Source organism: Streptomyces sp. NPDC049813 (assembly GCF_044465085.1).
Taxonomy (GTDB): Bacteria; Actinomycetota; Actinomycetes; order Streptomycetales; family Streptomycetaceae; genus Streptomyces.
The window spans coordinates 1-20,033 of record NZ_JBITLI010000006.1; the positions used below are offsets into that span (position 1 = coordinate 1).

At 69.0% G+C, this 20,033-nt stretch carries 10 protein-coding genes; 5 read left to right on the forward strand and 5 right to left on the reverse strand.

What is annotated here, in order from left to right; genetic code table 11:
- The 3 genes from ACIBW6_RS14940 to ACIBW6_RS14950 all read right to left on the reverse strand — a co-directional run.
- On the reverse strand, positions 1–3,686 hold a 3,686-nt coding region (locus ACIBW6_RS14940; protein ID WP_399059714.1), incomplete at its 3' end, for an Eco57I restriction-modification methylase domain-containing protein.
- The gene (gene drmD, locus ACIBW6_RS14945) at positions 3,686–6,934 is read right to left on the reverse strand and encodes a DISARM system SNF2-like helicase DrmD (RefSeq protein ID WP_399059715.1); all 3,249 of its coding nucleotides are present in this window, start codon (positions 6,932–6,934) and stop codon (positions 3,686–3,688) included. The genes ACIBW6_RS14940 and drmD, both read right to left, overlap by 1 nt.
- A gap of 130 nt (positions 6,935–7,064) precedes the next feature.
- Entirely contained in the window at positions 7,065–8,696 is a 1,632-nt protein-coding gene (locus tag ACIBW6_RS14950) for a protein kinase (protein WP_399059716.1), read from the reverse strand.
- Between the two features lie 595 nt (positions 8,697–9,291).
- On the opposite strand from ACIBW6_RS14950, the gene ACIBW6_RS14955 reads away from it, so the two are divergent.
- The gene (locus tag ACIBW6_RS14955) at positions 9,292–10,047 is read left to right on the forward strand and encodes a hypothetical protein (RefSeq protein ID WP_399059717.1); all 756 of its coding nucleotides are present in this window, start codon (positions 9,292–9,294) and stop codon (positions 10,045–10,047) included.
- Positions 10,048–10,131: 84 nt separating this feature from the next.
- On the opposite strand, the gene ACIBW6_RS14960 is transcribed toward ACIBW6_RS14955, so the two are convergent.
- Positions 10,132–10,602 (reverse strand): DUF5615 family PIN-like protein, encoded by a 471-nt coding sequence (locus tag ACIBW6_RS14960; protein ID WP_399059718.1) that lies wholly within the window; start codon positions 10,600–10,602, stop codon positions 10,132–10,134.
- The gene (locus ACIBW6_RS14965; protein WP_399059719.1) at positions 10,599–11,243 is read right to left on the reverse strand and encodes a DUF433 domain-containing protein; all 645 of its coding nucleotides are present in this window, start codon (positions 11,241–11,243) and stop codon (positions 10,599–10,601) included. The genes ACIBW6_RS14960 and ACIBW6_RS14965 overlap by 4 nt, the downstream gene beginning before the upstream one ends.
- Positions 11,244–11,476: 233 nt before the next feature.
- Here ACIBW6_RS14965 and ACIBW6_RS14970 point away from each other — a divergent pair, with 233 nt between their 5' ends.
- From ACIBW6_RS14970 to ACIBW6_RS14985, 4 genes are read left to right on the forward strand one after another with little or no spacing between them, the layout of a single operon-like run.
- The gene (locus ACIBW6_RS14970) at positions 11,477–13,105 is read left to right on the forward strand and encodes a TIGR02677 family protein (protein ID WP_399059720.1); all 1,629 of its coding nucleotides are present in this window, start codon (positions 11,477–11,479) and stop codon (positions 13,103–13,105) included.
- Entirely contained in the window at positions 13,102–14,427 is a 1,326-nt protein-coding gene (locus ACIBW6_RS14975; RefSeq protein ID WP_399059721.1) for a TIGR02678 family protein, read from the forward strand. Before ACIBW6_RS14970 ends, ACIBW6_RS14975 begins: the two co-directional genes overlap by 4 nt.
- Positions 14,424–18,665 carry a TIGR02680 family protein gene (locus tag ACIBW6_RS14980; protein WP_399059722.1) on the forward strand — a complete coding sequence of 1,414 codons (4,242 nt, stop codon included), beginning with the start codon at positions 14,424–14,426 and terminating at the stop codon, positions 18,663–18,665. The genes ACIBW6_RS14975 and ACIBW6_RS14980 overlap by 4 nt, the downstream gene beginning before the upstream one ends.
- Positions 18,662–19,942: a TIGR02679 family protein gene (locus ACIBW6_RS14985; protein ID WP_399059723.1), complete on the forward strand. Its 1,281-nt coding sequence runs from the start codon at positions 18,662–18,664 to the stop codon at positions 19,940–19,942. The genes ACIBW6_RS14980 and ACIBW6_RS14985 overlap by 4 nt, the downstream gene beginning before the upstream one ends.
- The last annotated feature ends 91 nt before the right edge of the window (positions 19,943–20,033 follow it).

Sequence of the window (20,033 nt, forward strand, 5' to 3'; positions counted from 1 at the left end):
GCTACCACCAGAACACGGTCCAAGTCGGAGATGGCACGGTAAAGGTCCATTGCGGGACGGGTGAACCGCCACCAGATCTCGCGACGTTGACGGTTGGTGTTCTTGAGTCGTTCGGGTTTCACGTCTCTTTCGACGATGGCGAATACTTCGGGGTATCCCCGGGCCCGTTCCTCGCTCCAGTCATGGAAGTTGATCACCCAGCGGCTGGCTGAGCAGTCTGGGCGGGAGTTGAGGTCCTCGCCGTTGAGGTAGGGGAAGAGGACGTCCTTGTTGCGAGGGTCGCGCTGGATCAGGTCGTCTGCCTGTTCGGGGGTGAGGATGAACCCCTTCCCCAGCACGTTGGCCCCCTGGAACGACTGGCCCCTGTTCGCTACCAGACGGTACGGCCGCCCCGAAACCCGGGACCGCGGATCAAGCGACGAAGTGATACCCCGGACCGCGACGTCGTCCAGTACCCGAGTGGCTTCCGCACCCAAACTCGGCTTGGTGGTCCACACAGCGCAGTACTCCAGCGCCGCAGACCGCGAAGGCCAGCGAGCGCTCTTTACTGCTCGGCGTACCTCAATGCCGTCGTCAAGTAGCTGGTCCAGCCCGACCTCCCGAGTGTCGCCTTGGGCAAGGGTGTTGGTAGCGATCAGGCCCGTCTGGCCGCGCTCGCTGAGCAACTGGTGGGCCCGGAGCTCGAAGTATGCGACGAGGTCCGCGCTACCTCGCTGTCCTCGCCCCAGCCCGAGCACGAGGTACTCGCGGTATGCCTGCCCGAGCGCCCCCGTCAGTTTCTGGCCACCGAGGAAAGGAGGGTTGCCGATGATCGCATCGAAGCCGCTCTGGTCCGGCTCGAAGACTTCGGGGAAGACGAGGGGCCAGTGCACAGGGAGGCGAACGAAGCCGTCTGTGGGGAGATCCTTGCTCAGCCAGTCCAGGGCGCGCCTTCGCGCATCGTGAATCACGGGATCGGAGTCGCGGACCGCCTCCGAGGCAACCATTCCGGCCAGTTCCGCAGCCTGGAGGTAGGTAGCGTTTTGCAGCGAGTCCCCGCCGCTGGCAGAAGCCAGGCCAGCCCCGGTCGTGAGGTCGCCGATCAGCCGCAGGCGTTGCAGGTGCTCGTTGGTGGCCGCGAGCAGGCGCCGCTTCTCATCCAGGTCGGCGATGGTGTCGCTGTGGATTCCGGCGATGGCCTGCCGGTTGTCTGCCGCGCCGTGGACACGAGCACGCGCCCACTCGGTCCACCCCTCTTCGAAGGCTCCCCGATGGAGCTTGCGGCCCGCTACCGGATCGAGATGCACACTCTCGATCTGCTCCAGGTTGGCGATCCCCAGCAGCGAGTCCCCCGCCACCAACCGGTCGTCCAGAAACGTGAACGGGCGTTCCGGGTCCATGGAGATCAGCCACAGCGACAGCTTGGCCATCTCCACCGCCATGGGGTTGATGTCCACCCCGTACAGGCAGTGCTCGATGATCAGGCGCCGGGCGCGGACCATCACCGGGTCGCTCTCCGCGTCCGCCGCCGTCATCGCGCCCGTCTGGTCGCGGTGGCTGCCGCGGAAGGCTAGGGCCTCCTCGTCCTCTGCCTCGACCCAGGCGTCGACCAGTCGGTCCGCGAGGTAGCGGCAGGCGGCAACCAGGAAGGCGGCCGAACCCATGGCGATGTCGGCGATCTTGAGCTTCAGGATGTCGTCTGCGCCGATGAGCTTCCACTGCTTGTCGTCCGCCGTCTGGAGCGGGCCCGGACGGTAGACGAGTGGCTCCAGTGCTCCCACGGCGACCTGCTGGGCCAGGACACGCGGCGTGTAGTGGGTGCCGGTGTTCTTGCGGAGGCGGGACTCCGTGACGTACAAGCCGTCCTCCGGGATCACCACCGGCAGACCGCGAAGGTCGTCGCGGAGGAGGCCGTGGAAGGGGAGGATGCGCTCGGCCAGGTCGCGGTCGTTCTCAGTGACCGCGAGCAGGCGGTGGGTCGCCTTGCCCCGCGCCTGGTCGTCTCCGGGGGCGAGCAGCTTCTCCATCTTCGACGCCGCGGCCGGCGGCCTGGGGTCCTTCAAGTGCTCGTACAGTTTCTTCGACAGGCCAGGGAGATCGGGCTTCTGGCCGGAGACGGCGCGTGCGCCCACTCCGAACGGGGCGGCCAATTCCTCCAGTTCGGTCAGGCTCACCTCGTGTTCCAGGCCAGGCTTGCCCATGAGCCCGAGCACGGTGTCCAGGGCGCGCTTGCCGTCGTACGAGAGGAGGCCCTCGTACACGTAGCCGATTTGCTCGACGTCGAGGGCGCGGAAGGTCAGCCGGCGCCGCTCCCTGTTAACGACGACGAACTGCACCGAGTCGAGGACGTGCAGGACGGTGCGGTCGTCGATCGGGAGGAGGGAGGTGTGGCCGTCTGCGGCCCGCGTGGCGTCGTCGTCCGTGGCGTCTGCGCCCTCCGGCACCGCCTCCAGCCAGGGGAAGCGCTTCGGGTCGAAGATCGAGCCGTCGTACGCGGGCAATGTGAGCAGGGGGTGGTCCACTCCGCCGTGGACGGCGTGGAAGAGGGCGATCAGCCGGTGCCAGGCAGCGGTGGTGTGGTCCAGGGAGTCCTCGCCGTCCGCGCGGCGGCGTTTGTCCAGCGTCTCGTACAGTCGCCCGGCCGAGTACGCCTCCGCGTACAGCTCGTTGTCCGCGGGCAGCAGGCCCCGTTCCTCGGCGAAGAGGAGGAAGACGACGCGCATCATGACCGCGACGGCGCCCCGGTAGACCTCGCTCGCCGGTACGCCTGACAATCCCTTGCCGCCGCGTTTGACCATCCGAGCCTCGGCGCGGCCGATGGAGTCCACCAGGAGTTCGACGGCCTGACGGATCTGGATGCCGAGCGCCTCGGTGACGTCTTCCTGGCCGTCCAGGCTCTCGCGCAGCAGCGCAGGGAGGAGCTCGTCCACCGGGCGTCCGAAGAACCGGCCACGGCGTAGGAGGGACACCCAGGCGCGGACCGCCACCAGGTCGGCCGCCTCGTTCCAGGCGATGGTGTCGAAGGTGGCGCTCGTCGTGACGCCGCCGGGCGGTGCCCAGACCAGGGACCACCAACGGCCGTCGGTGACCAGCCCCAGCTCGACGCCATGGTGGCGCAGGACGTGGGCGAGCCGGTCGACTCCGCTCGCCGCCCAGGAGTCGTCCCTGATACGGCGGGTCGGCACGGTGTCGGGCGGGAGGACCAGGCCGAGGATCGGTACGTGCTGGGCGGTGCCAGCAGTATCCGGTTCGGCGGTGGGGTCGGTTCCGGGGCGGACGAGCGCGAAGTCGGGGCGGACGGTGGTGTCGGCCCCGGGCGGGCTGACGGCGAACCGGTCCAGCAGCGTGTCGTTCTCGGCCAGGCTTTCGCCGCTGTCACCGAACTGTCCGGCGTCCTCCCGCAGATGCAGGGCGTCGTCCCATTCCAGCAGGGTGCGCAGCTGGAAGCCGATCCAGTCGAGGCGGCCGGCACCCTTGCGGTCGTCCTGCCAGATGCCGTGGTGGAGGCGGATGTCGGCGCGGAGCCCGCTGGGCACGCCTTCCAGCTGTGGCCAGCTGCGCAGCAGGACCGGCAGGGTGAGGAACGGGCCGGACACCTCGACGAGGTTCAGCCAGTCCAAGTGTTGCTGCTTGCCGTCGGACGCCTTCGCGGCACGGATCGCGGCGGCGGAGGGGCGGCGGCTTCCGGAACGCGGCGCGGAGCTCATCAGTATGCCTCCTTGGCGGGGATGACGAAGACGACGGCGACGGGGAAGAGATGGTCCTGCGGGTCGCGGTAGCGGGCAGCGATCGCGGCGAGTTCGCGCTCGCGTTCGTCCTCCACGCCGTCGAGCCGAGCCCGCCAGCGTTTGCGGTCGTCGGCGAGCTGGCGGCGTTCGTCGGGATCCTTCAGCTCGTCCAGGCCGAAGAGCGTGTCCATCCCGCCCGTCGGGGAGGCCGCCATGGCGGAGGAGGTCTCGCCGAGCCGGTTCCGCAGGGTGCGCTGGAGACGGTCGAGGGTGGCATTGATGCGCTGCTCCTCGTCGGCCTGGCGCTCGGCCAGCCGGTCCATCAGGGACGCCTTGCGCTCCTTGCCACGCGCGTCGACGGACTGGGTGAGGCCCTCGTACGTCTTCGGCCAGCTCTGCTGGAGGCGGTGGAGCAGGCGCTCCTTGGCGGGGCGGCCTTCGGTGAGGGCGCGGTCCAGGATCGAGGCGACCGCCTCCACGCCGCGCAGCCGACGCTGCCAGCCGTTGTCGCCGAGCCAGCCGCCCGCGTGCAGGATCTCCTCGTGGAGGCGCTGCCCGTCCGTGCCGACCAGCACGAAGCGGGCGTACGCTCCGACGAACGTGGTCTCCAGGGCCGGGTCGTCGCTGACGACGGCCGTGATCCGGCGCAGGTCGACGTTGTCCGCGTTCCATACGGCCGCGCGCAGGAGCCGCGTCGACATGGCGACGAGCGGATGGTTCAGATGAGCCAGCACGATGTCGGGGCGTCCCGAGGCTGCCTGCGCATCGAAGGTGACCGGGCGCAGGACGTCGGGGCGCAGCTTGTCGGGCAGGCCACGCGTTGCGCGCTCCCAGGAGCCGGTAAGCGGCGGCACGGTGTACAGGCCCTGCCGGAAGTCGTCTTCGGACGGCGCGTTCTCGTCGAGGCACGGTACGAGGGGCTGCTGGCGGGCCAGATTCAGCGCGGTGTTCACCACGCGGGCGACCCGGTCCGGGGTGATGCCGAGTTCCACGGTCGTCTGCTTCAGCTGGGCGCTGAGCCGTCGCACCTGCTCGGTGACGTTCTGTTCGGCGTCCACCTTGCCGCCCGTGGGACGGCCCTTGATCTTCTTCGCGCGGGCGTGCTCGATGTCGAAGTCGTTGAGCTGACCCGTCATCCGCAACTGGACCTTCTCGGCGAGCACGGCGTTGACCTCGCCGAGGTCCTCCTCCATCTGCGCGACCTTCCGCGCGATACGGGCCAGGAACTCCAGGTCGGCCTCGTACACGTCCGTCCTGGCCTTGTCCCAGGCCGCGCCTACGAAGTGCATGATCTGCGGGTTGTATCGCTGGCCGTACCGGTCGATGCGGCCGATGCGCTGTTCGAGCTTGTTGGGGTTGAACGGGATGTCGTAGTTGATCAAATGTCGACAATGATCTTGGAGGTCGATTCCTTCGCTTGCGGCATCAGTGGCGATGAGGATGCGTACCGTGCCCTCAGGACTGGTGGGCTGCTCCTGGAATGCGAGCCGGATCTGCTCGCGCTCTTCAGCGTTCTTCCCGCCGTGGAGGGTGAGGACGCGGCCCTCCTGGGCCAGGCCCTCCTGCTGGAGCAGGTTCAGCAGCCAGTCCTGGGTGTCGCGGTACTCGGTGAACACGACGACCCGCTCGTTCCCCCACCTCCCGTCGGTCAGGCAGATGGCCTTGAGGGTCTTGACGAGCTCCTTGGCCTTGGCGTCAGGGGACGCCTGGTGGGCCTGGCCCCAGCGGGCCATCCGCTCCAGCAGCTCGACCTCTTCCTCGGAAGATCCCGGAGTGACCGTGGCGGCGCGCGTGATCGCGTCGTGCTCGGCCTCGGCCAGCTCCTCGTCGTCGAGCTCGGCGGCGTAGTCCTCGTACTGCGTGATCCACAGCGGGGTCTCGACCGGGGCCGGAACCTCCTTTTTTCCGCCTGACTTCGCCTTGGCGCGTACCGAGTCTAGGTGGACGCCGACGGTGTGCGCGAAGGCGGCGGGAGAGGAGAACAGCCGCTTCTTCAGTAGCAGGGTGACCAGGTCGACGGCTTTCCGGCCGCCGCGCCGGTCGGGCGTGACCCGCTTCTTGCGCAGTTCTGCGTAGCGGGTGAGGAGGGCGTGGATCTCGCGCTCGGTGTCGGGGTACTCGACAGGAAGCGCCCTCGATTCGCGGATGTGGAAGCGGGGGTTGCCCTCCTCGTCGGTGACGGAGGTCTTCAGACGTCGTACGACGGTGTCGTCGAGGGCGGCCTTGTCCGGCTCGACGCCGCGGAAGAAGCGCTGGTTGTCGATGAGTTCCAGCAGGGCGGTGTACGACTCCTGGTAGCCGTTGTGCGGGGTGGCGGAGAGGAAGAGCCGGTGCTCGAAGTGGGGGGCGAGCCGCCGGATTAGCTTGGTTTGCTGGGAGTCGACGGCGTAGATCTGCTTGGGCGCACTCGGGGCGACATGGTGCGCCTCGTCCAGGATCAGCAGATCGAAGGTACGGCGCCCAGGGCGGCCCGGCAGTTCCGTCGACCCTCCCGGGGGCAGTACCTCGTCAATGAGCCGCTGCGCCTTGGGCGTGCGCAGCCAGGGAAGGCTGACGATGGTCAGCGGGAACACGCGGAACGGGTTCGCGGCGCTGCTGTGCGTGCGGCGCAGCTCGGCGCAGCAGGCTGAGTCGACCACGGTGAAGTCGAGGCCGAACTTGTCGGCCATCTCGTCGCGCCACTTGAGGGTGAGCCCCGCCGGGCAAACGACCATGACGCGGTGCGCCCGGCCCCGCAGCCGTAGCTCCTCGGCGACCAGCCCGGCCTCCACGGTCTTGCCGAGACCGACGTCGTCAGCGAGTAGCAGATTGACGCGGGGGGCACCGACGGCGCGGGCGACCGGTTCCAGTTGGTACGGCTCGATGGCCACCCCTGACCGGAAGGGGGCCTGGAGCGTTTTCACGTCGGCGGAAGCGACGGCGGACCAGCGGACGGCGTCGAGGAAGGCCGCGAGCTGCTCCGGCGGGTCGAACGCTCCGGTGGAGACATCGGGGAGGGAGCCGGCGGGGAGGACGCGACGCCCCGGCTCGACCTCCCATATAACGGAGAGGGTGTCGCCGTAGCGGCCATCGGCGACGGACTGTAGATGCACCACGGTGACATCGCCGGCCGGGGCAGCTTCGACTCCGGACACCACCCAGTTCTGGCCGCGTACCTGGACGAGAGCGTTCTCCTTGGGCGGCGCGACGATTGCGGAGGCTTCGGAAGTACGGGTGGTTCCGGGCATGCGGACATCCTCCACTATCACTCTCGGCGAGACGGCGGTGCCTACCGGAGTGCCTCATATTGACGAGCGCTTCGTTCGTTGACCTAGTTCACATACTTTCTCTCCTGGTTGTGGATGGGTCGTCGGCGGATCACTGCGGGAGGCGGAGCGCGCGCGTCAGTCTGCCAAGGCGGCTGATCAGACGCTCCACCTCGGCATGGGCGGGATGGTCGGGAGGTAGCGCGGTCCGTTGGTCGTCGGTGAGGTGGCGCAGAACCTCTAGGGCTTCACCGGCCGAGCCCGAGCCGGCCAGGAGGGTGGCGATGTCCCGGCGGGTCTCCAACACCTCCGGATCCAGCGGGGGAAGCACCTTCTTCTGAAGATCGAGCGCCTCGCGAAGCTCCAGGAGGGCGGCGGAGTTGTGCCCGAGCCGGCCAAGGCAGCGGGCCGCCATCACCCGGCAAGCCGCGAGTCCCGCGTCCGGCGCGGAACGGGTCGACACGAGGGTTTCCGCGAGCTCCAGACAGCCCTCGCGCGCCGCTTGCAGTTCCTGCCCTTCGAACTGCAACCGGAGGATGGCCAGTCGGCGGGAGACGACCTCCGGATGGGAGGAGTCGAAACGGGGCAGCACCTCGTTGAGGTCCTTGCCCAGCAACTCCAGTGCCTGTGACAACCGCCCCTCTGCCGCAAGGCGTTGCGCGCGCTCGCGCAGGTCCGCAGACTCTGCAGGCGGCCCGTCCCCGGAAGTGGACGGCGGTTGCGCTGGTTGAACGGAAGATTTTGCCGTCGCAAGCGGGGCCGGGGCGCGCTCCGGAACGGGTGCGTGTGCTTTGTCCGGGGGCGGATCGTTCGAAAGGCCGGTGCCATCGTGCGGCCTCGGAGTTCCGGCGCGGGTGGCCTTCGGCACCGCCTGCTCGGCCCAGGGCGCGAGGGCCTCCCGGACTTCGGCTGCGTCCGCCGGTCGGTCCTCCGGGCGCTTCGCGAGTAAGCGGGAGACCAGGTTGCACAGTTCGACTGGTGCGTCGTCGCGCAGCCGATCCAGTGGTACCGGAGTATCGGCGATGTGCTGGACCACCAGAGCCAGCGGCTCGTCGGCCGTGAACGGCGGTCGGCCTCCCAGGATCTCGTACAGCACGCAGCCCAGCGCGTACAGATCACTGAGGGGAGTGGCCGCCTGCCCCTTGCCTTGTTCTGGAGAGATGAAGCCCGGAGTTCCGGCCACCATGCCGGCGTCGGTCAACCGTGGCCCGTCCGGTGGTTGCAGAGCGGTGGCGATACCGAAGTCGAGGACGCGTACCGTGCCGTCTGTCGTGAGCATTACGTTGCGGGGCGTCAGATCCCGGTGAACGAAGCCGCGTCCGTGAGCCTGGGCCAGCACGGAGCACACCTGGGCGCCCACCGCGGCGGCCCACTCCACGGGAAAGGGTCCGCGCTGGGCCACCAGCCGGTCCAGCGTGTGTCCGTACACCCGCTGCATGACCAGATAGAGCCGACTCGCTCGATGGGTGCCCGCATCATGGATGACCGGTACGTACGGGTGCTCCAGCTTGGCCATCAGTCGTGCTTCTCTGGTGAAGCGGACGACGGCGGGGTCCTGCGGATCGAGCCTGCGCGGCATCTTGGAGACAGACGTCCGTGGTGTCAGCAGTTTCACCGCCACAGACCGGTCCAGCCGCTGATCGTACGCCGCCCACACCTCGCCCATGCCACCTCTACCGAGCAGCTCCGCCAGCTCGTAGCGGCCGTCGATCAGTTCGCCCCTCGTCAGGTGATGGTCCCTCATCGTCTTCCCCGTGCCCTTTTGTCGCCCCGGGGTGCCAGTGGTCGCGGAGAGGCCGAGCCCTACGGGGCCTCCCCAAGGTGTGTACGCACCCGGTCCACCCCGAACCATCACGGTGGGTGCATGGTCGCTAACGATCCTAGGTCAGCACGAGCGGACCGGGGAGCGGACGAATAAACCGAGGGTCTCGAAACTGTCAAAATCCTTCACCGGCGCCCCGCTCCACGAGAGTTCCCTGCACTCAGGAGCGGTGTACGAATCACGGTGCTACGCCACAAGGGGACGTGACAGAGTGCTGGGGACTTTCAGAGACGTGCCGCATGTACGGGTTCGGAGCAGGTCGCGGGCTGGCGAGATTGGCCCTTGCGTCGTGTGCCCTGTTGTCCGCGCTCTCTACAGTGCGGCTCCTGACCACGTATCAAATCAGGAACCTCCGGCTGTCCGCTCCAGACGACACCAGTCGCCTGAAGGCCGCTTGCGATCCAGGTACGGTCACAAGTCGTCATCCGGCACACGGGCAGTCGGCGCACGGGGTGGCCACGCCAGCATGGATTGCACGGTCGTGCATGAGAACACGGTGCAGCGAGGGGTGAAACGCATGGCCAAGCTCACTGAGGAGCAGAAGCGGCAACGAGCCGCCAAGCGTGCTCTGCGCTCGGCCCTCGAGGCCGAAGCGGATGACCGGCGGCGCCGCGAGCGGGATGAGCAGTGGGAGCGCGAAGGTACACGTCTCAGCTGGGCGGAATACGTGGCTGGTGAGCCCTGCCGCGGCTGCGGACTGCCCATGACGGATGAGCTGGGGAGCTGGCCACCCCTCCTGAAGTTGTCCGACGCGGAGAAGCTCGAATACGAGGAGGCCAACCAAAAGTTCCGGGAGCGGCACGTCGACTGCCGGGACGCCCGGTGGACCGTCAGCGGTTCTCGGGTAACGCACTGCTGTTTCTGCTGCCCGCCACCACCGATGGGGCCGAAGCAGGTGGAGAAGCTCGCCAGGCTGTTCGCTTCCTGGCCCTCACGAGAGGAATGCAAGAAGGATCTCGATACTTGGGACCTCACTCTCCGTTGCGACCATGTGGTGCCACACATTCAGCATCGCGAGCACAGCTACGTTTCTACCAGCGTCGTCGACTGCCCGGAGTGCGGGGAGCGTCGCGGCGTAGTGAGCAGTGAGCGGGTAGGGCCGGCATATCGCGATGACGGGACCATCCGTGAGCGGGCGGCAGCTGATCGAGAGCGGCTCGCCCGGGAACTGGCAGCCGCCGAGACGAAGTTGACCCGTCAGCAGAAGAACGCGGCGGCAACCCAACGCCGCATCGCCGAACTCCAGGAAGAGCTCGGCAGTGAGTCTTGGTGATACGAAGCGCAGGCGGCGATGCCAGATCATTTCCCGGCAACGCTTCCCCTGGGTACCGGCCGGGAACCCTCGTGTATCGAGGCGTCAGGACTTGGCGGTCGAATCGCGGCCAGGCCAGTGCTTTGGCGGAGCGACGGCCGGGTCCGTGATCTGCAGGCGCTTCTGCCGGGTCGGGTCGATCGACGTCAGAGAGACGAGACGTTGGCCGTCAGCTGCTTCGAGTTCGGACAGGGCATGAGGAAGGGCCGCGCAGACGGTGGCGATCGCCGTTCCCAGGCCCACTAGGCCACCATGCTTGTTGTTCTGGCGGTACTCGATGCGATGCAGGCCCGACTGTGCGATGGCTGCCACTTCGAGTGGCCGGCTGAGCTGCTTGGTGTCGTTGGTGATGACGACTTCGAAGCCGTCGGCCTTGGCCTTGGCGTACAGCTCAATGTCCTTCGTGCCCGTCCAACCCTTGCGCTCGTGGACGTGGACGACATCATGTGCCTTCAGCAGGATGCGCACGATCTCGGCCATGGGACGGGGCACGTTCTCGTCGAGCAGCAGTTTCAAGCGACAACCTGCCGCGGCTCGCTGCTGCCATAGCTGTCGACGTACTCGCTGAAGTCGGCGGCGTCCCGGGCGGCCTCGGCCGTCACGCCTGGGTAGAACTCACCGATCTGGTCCGGCGGGATGCCGTCTCTTACGAGGGCAGCGACGTCTGAGGCTGGGATCCTGGTGCCTTGGATGACCGGTTCTCCGCCGCGGACCGACTCGTCGACCGCGACGTGCTCACGGGGGGTGAGCAGAGCGGGAATGCTACGGCCGTCCTTATAGAAGGGCGCGAGAACATCCACCATCTGGTGGATGACCACGTTGCCCCCCTTGATCAGGTCTACGGCGTGGTCGGGTTCAGCCAGATAGATAGTGTCCGGGCCCGCGACGAGTTTGTACGAGGAGAGGTGCTCCCACTCGCCGAGGTCTTCCCGGAGCGTGTTCAGCGCACGGCGGATCTTCTGCAACGAAGCCTCTTCGCGCAGCTGCACGCAGATGCGGAGTGCGACAACGTCGCGGAACGAGTAGAGGATCGGCCTCTCGTTGGAGATCTCGGGGACGAGCACGGCGCCTTTGGGCCCGGAGGCTCGGCGCCAGTGGGACAGCTGGCGCAGAGTCGCGCCGGAAAGAGCCGCGGCGAGTTTGGGTTCGTATGACACCGCGTGCCTCCTTCCGTCTTCCGCCCCCATCGATATCGGCCTGAACGTACCCCATTCTCCTGGAGGCCACCCAGCACAGAAACCGAAGGGCCCATTCAGGGTGAGCCGGGGACGCCGAACGCCCGCATGCCGCACAGGCCGCTGCCACGGGAATCGCCAGAGGCCGGCACACGTCCGTGGCATTTTCGGCCACTCACCGGTGGCGCCCGCACGCGCCGCGTAACCTCACGGGCATGGGGGCATCAGCATCCGGTGCAGGTCAGGACGCCGACGAGGAGGCGCGGCGGCGGCTGAACGCGTACACGTACCTCAGCGCGCCCGAGCGGCTGGAGCACGTCGCGATCATGCGGGTCTTCTGCGGAACGCTGCTGGCGGATCTCGCCGTCCCGGACATCATGGCGAAACTGCGCCAGACCGGTGCTTCCGCCGCAGGACTCGACGCCGACACCCTCACAGTCCGACTGGAACAGCTGGTCCAGTGGGGAAACCTGCTCCGCAGCAGCCACACGGTGAACGCGTCCAGCATCAGCGAGTACCAGCGTTCCCGCTCGCGCTACCAGCTGTCGAAACTGGGCGAACGTATCCAGCGGGACGCCGACGGGGTCCTGGCCGAGGCCGACGCCGCCCGCGAGGTGAGCAACGAACTGCTGGCCCTGGTCGAGCGCGGACTACGGGAGCTGGCCGACCTCGTGACCGCGCCGGGCGGCGTCGAGCCGCAGGACGGACTTGAGCGGATCAGCACTCTGTTCGTGCAGTTCAGCGAGTTCGCGGACTCCATACGCGACTTCTACGCCTACCTCGGCCAGGTGCTGTCCCGCTACGACCTGGACAGCGCCGAGTACCAGGGCTTCAAGGAGCTGCTCCTGGACTACGTCGAGGCGATCACGGAGGACGTGGCGTTCCGTGCGCCCCGGATCTCAGCGGCGTTGGACACTCTGTGGCCGCACATCCCGGCTCTGCTGGACCGGCTGGACTCCCACGCCCAGGGGCTCACCGGGCTCTCGGCGCAGGCACAGGACGAAAGCCGCCCGGACGTACGCATCCAGCGCAGCCGGGGCCGCGAAGTCGCGGACTGGGAGGGCCTGCGCGGCTGGTTCAGCAACACCGACGGCCAGGGCAGCCAGGTCGACCAGCTACGCGATGCCACTCTCCGCGCGTTGCAGTCGCTGCTCGCCAACGCCAAGCGAATGCTGCGATCGGCCACCGGGGAGATGTCCCGGCGCAAGGATCTGCTGCGGCTGGCCCGCTGGTTCGACGAAGCGGCGCCGCGGGACGCGCACGACATCGCCGTCGCCGCCTTCGGGCTGTACGGCGCCCGCCATCTGGGCATACCTCCGGCCACCGACGAGGTGGTGCCCGCCTACACGAGCTGGTGGACCGGTCCGGTGGTCGAGGTACCGGTGGCCCTGCGTGAAAGAGGCAGCCGCGCCCAGCGGGGCCGGGCCTCGGCGGTGGAGGACCACTCCGCGCAGAAGCAGCTGCTGAGGGAGGCCGCACGGCAGCGGGCAGCGGCCAGAGCAGCGGCGGCGGACGAACTGCGCAGCGCGTCCGGCCGGTTCGCCGAGGTACGCCTCACGTCAGCGGCGCTCGGCCTGCTCTTGGAGCTACTGGCCACAGCGCTCGGAAACGCACAGCTCAGCAGGCCCGTCAGCACGGATGGGGAGAGGACGGCGGTGTTCGACCTCGACTCGGCCAGTAGTGAAGACGCCGAACTGCGTATCCGCCTCACCGTGCGTCGGACGGCGGGCACGCGAACGGTGCTGTACTCGGCCGACGGCGATCTGCTGCTGGACGACCTGGAGCTGGACATCGGTCGCACCTCCGCCGCGGTCGACGGCGAAACGGAGGCGAGCGTGTCATGACCCTCCCCTCGACTCACGACGTAGCCCTGGCCGCCGAGCGCCGCACCGCCGCCCGGCTGCTGCTCGGCCACCCGCTGGTCGCGTCGGACGGCCCTCATGCCGACCTCTTCCCGCTGATCCGCAGGCACGCCGACTGGCTGGGCAAACGGTTCCAGCAGGTGCTCGGCTACCGCCTGCTGGTCGACAGCTCCTACGCCCGGCTGTTCAAGGCGGGGCTGGGGGCGGGTTCGGGTCATCGGCTGGAGCGCTCCACCGGCACCCCGTTCACCCCACACACGTACGCCTGCCTCGCGCTGGCCCTGTCCGTGCTGGTGACGGCGCCCGAGCAGATGCTGCTGTCACACCTGGTCGCCGATATCAGGGCGGCCGCAGCCGACGCCGGGATTGAGCTGGAGGAAACGGGCCGGGCGGCCGGGAAGCGGACCCTGGTAGCGGCTCTGCGCCAGCTCGTCGACTGGGGCGTGCTCATCGAGACCGAGGGCCATGTGGCCGCGCTTGCGCAGGAGGCGGGCGGAGAAGCCCTGATCACGATAGATCGGGAGCTGGCACGCGTGGTTGTCGCCGGCCCGCTCTCCCAAGCACGGGACGGCGCCGACCTGGTCCGGCGGGCTGCGGACCCGGGCTTCGGCGGACCACGCACCTACGTGCGCCGGATGCTCGTCGAGACACCCGTCGTCCACCTCGACGAGCTGACGGACGCCGAGCGTGACTGGCTGCGCACCCGGCAGCGCCGGGAGGCCCAGGCTTTCTCCGAACTCCTTGGTCTGGAGATGGAGATCCGTGCCGAGGGCGTGGCGCTGGTGGACCCCGAGGAGGAGCTCACGGATCTGCACCTGCCGGGCACCGGGACCGTCGCACAGGCCGCGCTGCTGCTGACGGAACGGCTCGTGGAACGGCTTCGGCCGCAGGAACCGGGGCATCCGGCGACCGGCGGGACGCTCGTCATCGGGGTGGCCGTACCGGACGGCCTGGTGGATGAGGTGCTCGCCGAGCTCATCGCCGAGTACGGGCAGCGCAGCAACTGGCAACGCGGCTATTTGGAGGACCTTCCCTCCCTGCGAGAGGCCGTACTGGACCTGCTGGTCCGCATGCGGCTGATGGCCCGCGCGGGCCGGCTGCGCGCCGAGGGCGAAGGACTGCCGAAGGGGTACGTCGAAGAGGCATCGGAAGGACGCACGGTGACCGATGTCCATGGCGCACGGCCCGGCGGTGACGGCTGGGTGCTGCTGGCCGCAGCGGCTCGCTACGCCACCCAAGTCATGGTGCGCCCGGCCACCGCAGTCGGCAAAGGCACGGACGTTCAAGAGGAGTTGCCGCTATGACCACCGACGCGCGTGGCCTCGTTCCGCTGCCGCGTTCCGGCCCCGCGACGACCACCGGCGCGCGCTTTCGGCTGCACCGGGCGGGCATCCAGAACGTCTGGCAGTACGACGAGCAGGAGTTCTCCTTCGGCGACGGACGGCTGCTGCTGCGCGGCAAGAACGGCGCGGGCAAGTCCAAGGCCCTGGAGATGCTGCTCCCGTATCTTCTGGATGGCGACTCCCGGGCACTGGACGCGACCGGCACCGGCCGCACCACGCTCGCCTGGCTGATGCTGGACGGGTTCGAGCAGACCAACCGTCTCGGCTACCTGTGGGTGGAGTTCCGGGGCATGGCCGACGACGACGGCGGTCAGCGCCACCTGACGCTCGGTGCCGCCATCCGCGCCTCGAAGTCGACACAGAAGGCGCTGCCGACGTTCTTCGTCACCCCGCTGCGAATCGGTGAGGACCTGCACCTGGTCGAGGCCGGCAAGCCGCTGCCGGTCGACCGGCTAAAGGAGATCGTCGGCTCCGACAACACGACCGACCGTGCGGTCCAGCACCGCTCACGCGTGGCCCGGGAACTGTTCGGCATCACCGACGCGACGCGCTATCGCAACCTCACCCAGCTCCTCCACCGGCTGCGGCGCCCGACGGTCGGCGACCGGATCGAACACGGGGGCCTGGTCTCCCTGCTGAGCGAGACCCTGCCGGGGCTCGACGAGGACGTCGTCGAGAAGGTGGCGCGCAACCTCCATGACCTTGACGCCGTACGGGACGAACTCGGCCGCCTGGAACGCACCGACGCGGCCTTGCGCACGTTCCTCACCAGTTACCGCGGCTACCTGGCCGGGGTCCTGCGCACCTCAGCCCAGAGAGTGAGCCACGAGCTGGGCGTCCTCGCACAGCGGCGCCGGGCAGCCGGAGACGCCGCACAGCGGACGAGCGACCTGAGGACGCAGGAGGAGGAGTCGGAGGGCCGGCTGGAGACCCTGCGTGACGAGGAACAGGCCGCCCGGACCGATCTGGCCGCCCTGCACGCCAGCCAGGCCTACCGCAGTCTGCGCGAACTGTCGGAACGCCGCGGCACGGTGGAGGCGCTGCACACCGCCGCCGCGGCCGCGTTCACCACCCTGCGGAACGCACACGATGCGGAGGAGGGCTCGGCGGAGCGGCTGGCCGAAGGTGTCGAACACCTCGGAAGTCGGCTGGCCGAGCTGGGAACCGAACACCGGGAGCTGCTGACGCAGGCGGAGAAGGCGGGGCTTCCCACCGGCCATCTCGGCGAGGTGGTAGCCCTGCCGCGCACGGTTCTGGCCCAGGCCGCCGAGACCGAACTGACGACTCCGGACGGGGAGATGCGTACCGTACGGCACCGATCGGTGGCCCGTGTGGACACCGTCACGGCGCAGGAAGGGCTGCGGTCCTGGCAGAACCAGCTGGAGGACGCCGAGTCGGTCGTGAGAAACCGGGCCCGGATGGTTCAGGAGGTGACCCGCCTCATCTTACGGGCGGACGAGGCCCGGGCCGCAGCGGCTCAATCCGATGCCGAGCGGGAACGGTTGGAAGGCGAGGCAGAAGAGGCCGCCGGCCATCTCGACAGCAGCCGTCAGAAGGTCGCCGAGGAGAGCAGCGCCTACTCCCTTCGAGTCGCCGAGTGGGCTGCCCGCACGCGGAAAGCGCTCGGTCCCGACTGCCCGTCGCTGAACGCCGTCCACGCCACCGTCGGCCACGAGACCTCTACTGACGCGCCGTTCGCGGACCGCACGCTGCCACCCGATATCGACAGCCAGGCGTGGCGGACAGCTCAGGCCACGTTGGAGCCGTACGGCGAGGAACTCACCGGACGCCGGGACGCCCTGGCACTCGGCGTCAACCGGCTCGGCGAGGAACTCGACCATCTGGCGGAGCAGAAGCGGGACTGGGAGCAACGTACCGACCCCGAGCCGCCGGCCCCGCACCACCGCGCCGCCGCGAGGATGCCGGGCAGTGGAGCCCCTTTCTATCGGCTCGTGGACTTCGTGGAAGACCTGGCTCCGGCCGACCGAGCCGGTCTGGAAGGGGCGCTGGAGGCGAGTGGAATCCTGGACGCGTGGGTGAGTGCGGACGGCGTCCTTCTCGATCCGCGCACCCGGGACACCCTTCTCCAGCCGGGTCCCACGCTGTCCGACGGGCCGACTCTCGCCTCGGCCCTGCGCCCAGCCCCTGGGCCGGGTTGCGGCGTCACCTCCGAGCAGGTGGGGGGTCTCCTGGCCACCATCGCACTCACATCGACACAGGAGACCTCCGCGCACAACGCGGTCTTCTACGACGGCAGTTGGCGTCTGGGCGTACTCAGCGGTCGTCATGACAAGCGCGACACCGAGTACGTGGGGGCCGCAGTACGCGCCGAGACTCGACGACGCATTCTCGCCGAGTTGGAGGAGCGGATCGCGCATACGGAACAGCGGCTGGCCGATGTCCGCGAAGAGCTTGCCGTAGCCGATGCCGTGCGTCGGGCTCTCATGCTCGCGGAACGGGACTTCCCCAGGGCGCGGAGTCTCGCGGACGCCTGGAGCAGGACCGAATCAGCCGAGCGGACGCTGCGCGACCTGACCGCCAAGGCGACCCGGGCGGCGCGGCTGGCCGAGGAGGCACGCGCTCTCGCGGTATCAGCGCGGACCGAGGCAGAGGCCACCGCCACCGCCCACGACCTGCCCGGCGACCCCGCCGCCCTGGACCGTGTGCGCACCGCACTGGCCGCCCTGCTCAGCGGTGTCGGGCATCTGCGCAGGGCCGTCGGCGGCACAGGGGAGCGGCTCGGCGCGAACCACGCCGATGCCGACCGGTACGGACGCGCCCGAGAGGATCGCCTGGCCGCAGACGAGAGCTACCGGCTCCACCTCGCTGGACTGCGCACCGCTGAGCAGGACCTACGTACCCGCGAGGAGGCCATCGGGTCGTCCGAGGAGGAGATCCTCTCCCGCGAGCAGGACGCCAAGGAGCGCATCACGCACGCCGTCCAAGCGCTCCCCGCGGCACAACGAGCTCGCGACGATTTCCACGACCTGCGCGTGCGCGCGGAAGAGGACGAGAAACGCCTGCGCGGGACCCTGGCGGACCAGGAGACGGCGGTCATCGACACCGGCAGCGCTCTGCGCGGGGCTCTCGGCCGACCGGAGGTGGTGCTCGGCGCCGGCCTCGACCGGTCCTCGCTGCCCGAGTACGTGTCGGACGATCCCGCCGCGGACGTGCGCAGCCGTCTGCGAGCTCTGCGGGCCCTCGCCGACGCCGTGGAGCAAGCCCTCGGCCGCCCGAAGGGCGAGGTGTCGGACAGCACCCTGCTCAACCGTCACACCGATCTGCGCGACCAACTGGCCGGCGGGTTCGACGCGCAGCTGGAGGAGCGCGACGGGATCAAGGTGTGCCGCTTGGTCGACGACCACGGGTCCCATGACGTCGCGGCCGTGGGCGAGCGGATCGCCGTGCGGGCGGCGGAGGCCCGGGGACGGCTCACCGAGCGCGAACGCGAGGTCTTCCAGCGGTTCCTGACCGGTGAGCTCGGCGACCACCTCTCGGCACAGGTCATCACCGCGGCGAATCTGGTCGCCGCTCTCAACGACACCCTGCGGACCGTGCGCACCTCCCACGGCCTCGGTGTCGAGCTGCTGTGGAAGCTGGACGAGGACGTGGACGCGGATGTGCGCGCGGCCGTCGAGCTGCTGCGCAGTCCGTCGAGCCTCAGGACGCGCGACCAGACCGAGCAGCTGCGCGAGGTGCTGCAACGCCGAATCGAGGACGCCCGCCGTGCCGACCCGTCAGCCGGTTACGCCGCCCATCTGCGGACCGCGCTGGACTACCGCGACTGGTTCCGCTTCCACACTTTTGTGGTCGAGGACGCGGCTCCGGGCCGCCGTAGGAAACTGACCGGCCGGACCGGTCTCAGCCAGGGCGAACAACGGGTTCTCTCCTACCTCGTGCTCTTCGCCGCGGCAGCCGCCCATTTCACCAGCCTCGCCGAGTCGGCACCGCACGCGCCACGCCTGATTCTCCTGGACGACGCCTTCGCCAAGGTCGACGAACCCACCCATGGGCGGCTAGGCCGTATCCTCGTCGACCTCGATCTCGACTTCGTCCTCACCAGCGAGCGGCTCATGGGCAACTGGCCCGAGGTTCCGTCCCTGCACATCTACGAGTGCCTCCGTGATCCCCATGTACGCGGGGTGGCCACCCTGCACTACACCTGGAACGGTCGGCACCGACGTCTGGTGTCCGTATGAGCGGGCTGCCCGCCGCAACGCGTGACTGGCTGAACGGACCTGGACTCACCCGGCTCTGGCAGGGGGCACGTAAACGCCTGGAGAGCAACGGCGTACAGGCCACGGGTTCGCTCCGGCTGACCGCGATGAACGCCCAGGAACGCAACGCCCTGTCTCTCCTACTGGGCAAACCCCTCACAGGTGCCGCCGTGACCATACGGCTCGACGTGCTCGACGCACGGCTACGCGCTTCGGCCGCCGGACTCGGCCTCAGACAGACCCTGGAGGAACTCGGTCCGCCACTAACCGACCGCCGTGCCGCCCGCGCGGACGTGGCGGCACGGCGGGAGCAGGTGTGGTCATTCCTCGCTTCGTCACTGGACGCCTCCCCACTCGCCGACCAGGAATGGCCCTGGCAGTGGTACGACCTGCTGCGCCGTGCCGGTGTTCCGAGAGGAGTGACGCCTGAAACGGCGATCTGGACGCTCCAGCAGGCGGTCCAAGTCCTCACAGCTCTCCTCGGGCTCGAAGGACCTGAACGCAACGGCACACGTGGTCGAGGAGAACTCGCTGCCATGACAACCGGCTCCGCGCACGGCCTGGACGACGGCACCTGGCTCGCACGCCTCGTCCAACGCGGGGTCGCCCTCGCCCACGGCACCGAGTTCCCCGACGACGCGGCCGGCCGACGCGCTCTGTGGCGGCTGGTGTCCGTCACGCCGGACGAGGTCTCCAGCACGGTGCTGACGTACGGGCTGCGACCCGACGGCGAGGGCTGGCGGGAGCGTGCTCTGCGGGAGCGGGCCGACCATCACGCCGAAGTGCACGTCACGCCACGCGACCTGCATGGCCTCCGGCTGCAGCTCCCCGCCGGAACTCTCATCCACATCTGTGAGAACCCGCGCGTGGTGGAAGCCGCGGCGGACGCGGCCTGCGTCCAGCCCCTGGTGTGCACCTCCGGCAGCGCGGCCACCGTGGTCTTCACACTTCTCGACGCCCTCGCCGCCACGGGTTGCCGCTTCGCGTACCACGGCGACTTCGACTGGCCGGGGATCGCTCTGGCCAACCGGGTCATCCGCCGCTACGAAGCCCGGCCGTGGCGCATGGGCACTGCGGATTACGAGCATCTGGCCGCTCGCAGTCAGGCTGAGGGCATCCCTCAACTGGCGCTCGACGGCCAGCCGGTCGACGCGGACTGGGACGCGGATCTCGCCCCTGCCATGACCGCCCTCGGCGTCGCGCTCCATGAGGAGGCGACCCTCGACCTCCTGGTGGACGACCTGTCACGCCGGGCGTAGGGACATCGGCACTATGCCGGGTCCCGGGAGCCGACCTGTTCCGAGGGCCCCCGGCCTGGGCGGGTTTCCGACTCGGACACCGCTCCGGAGT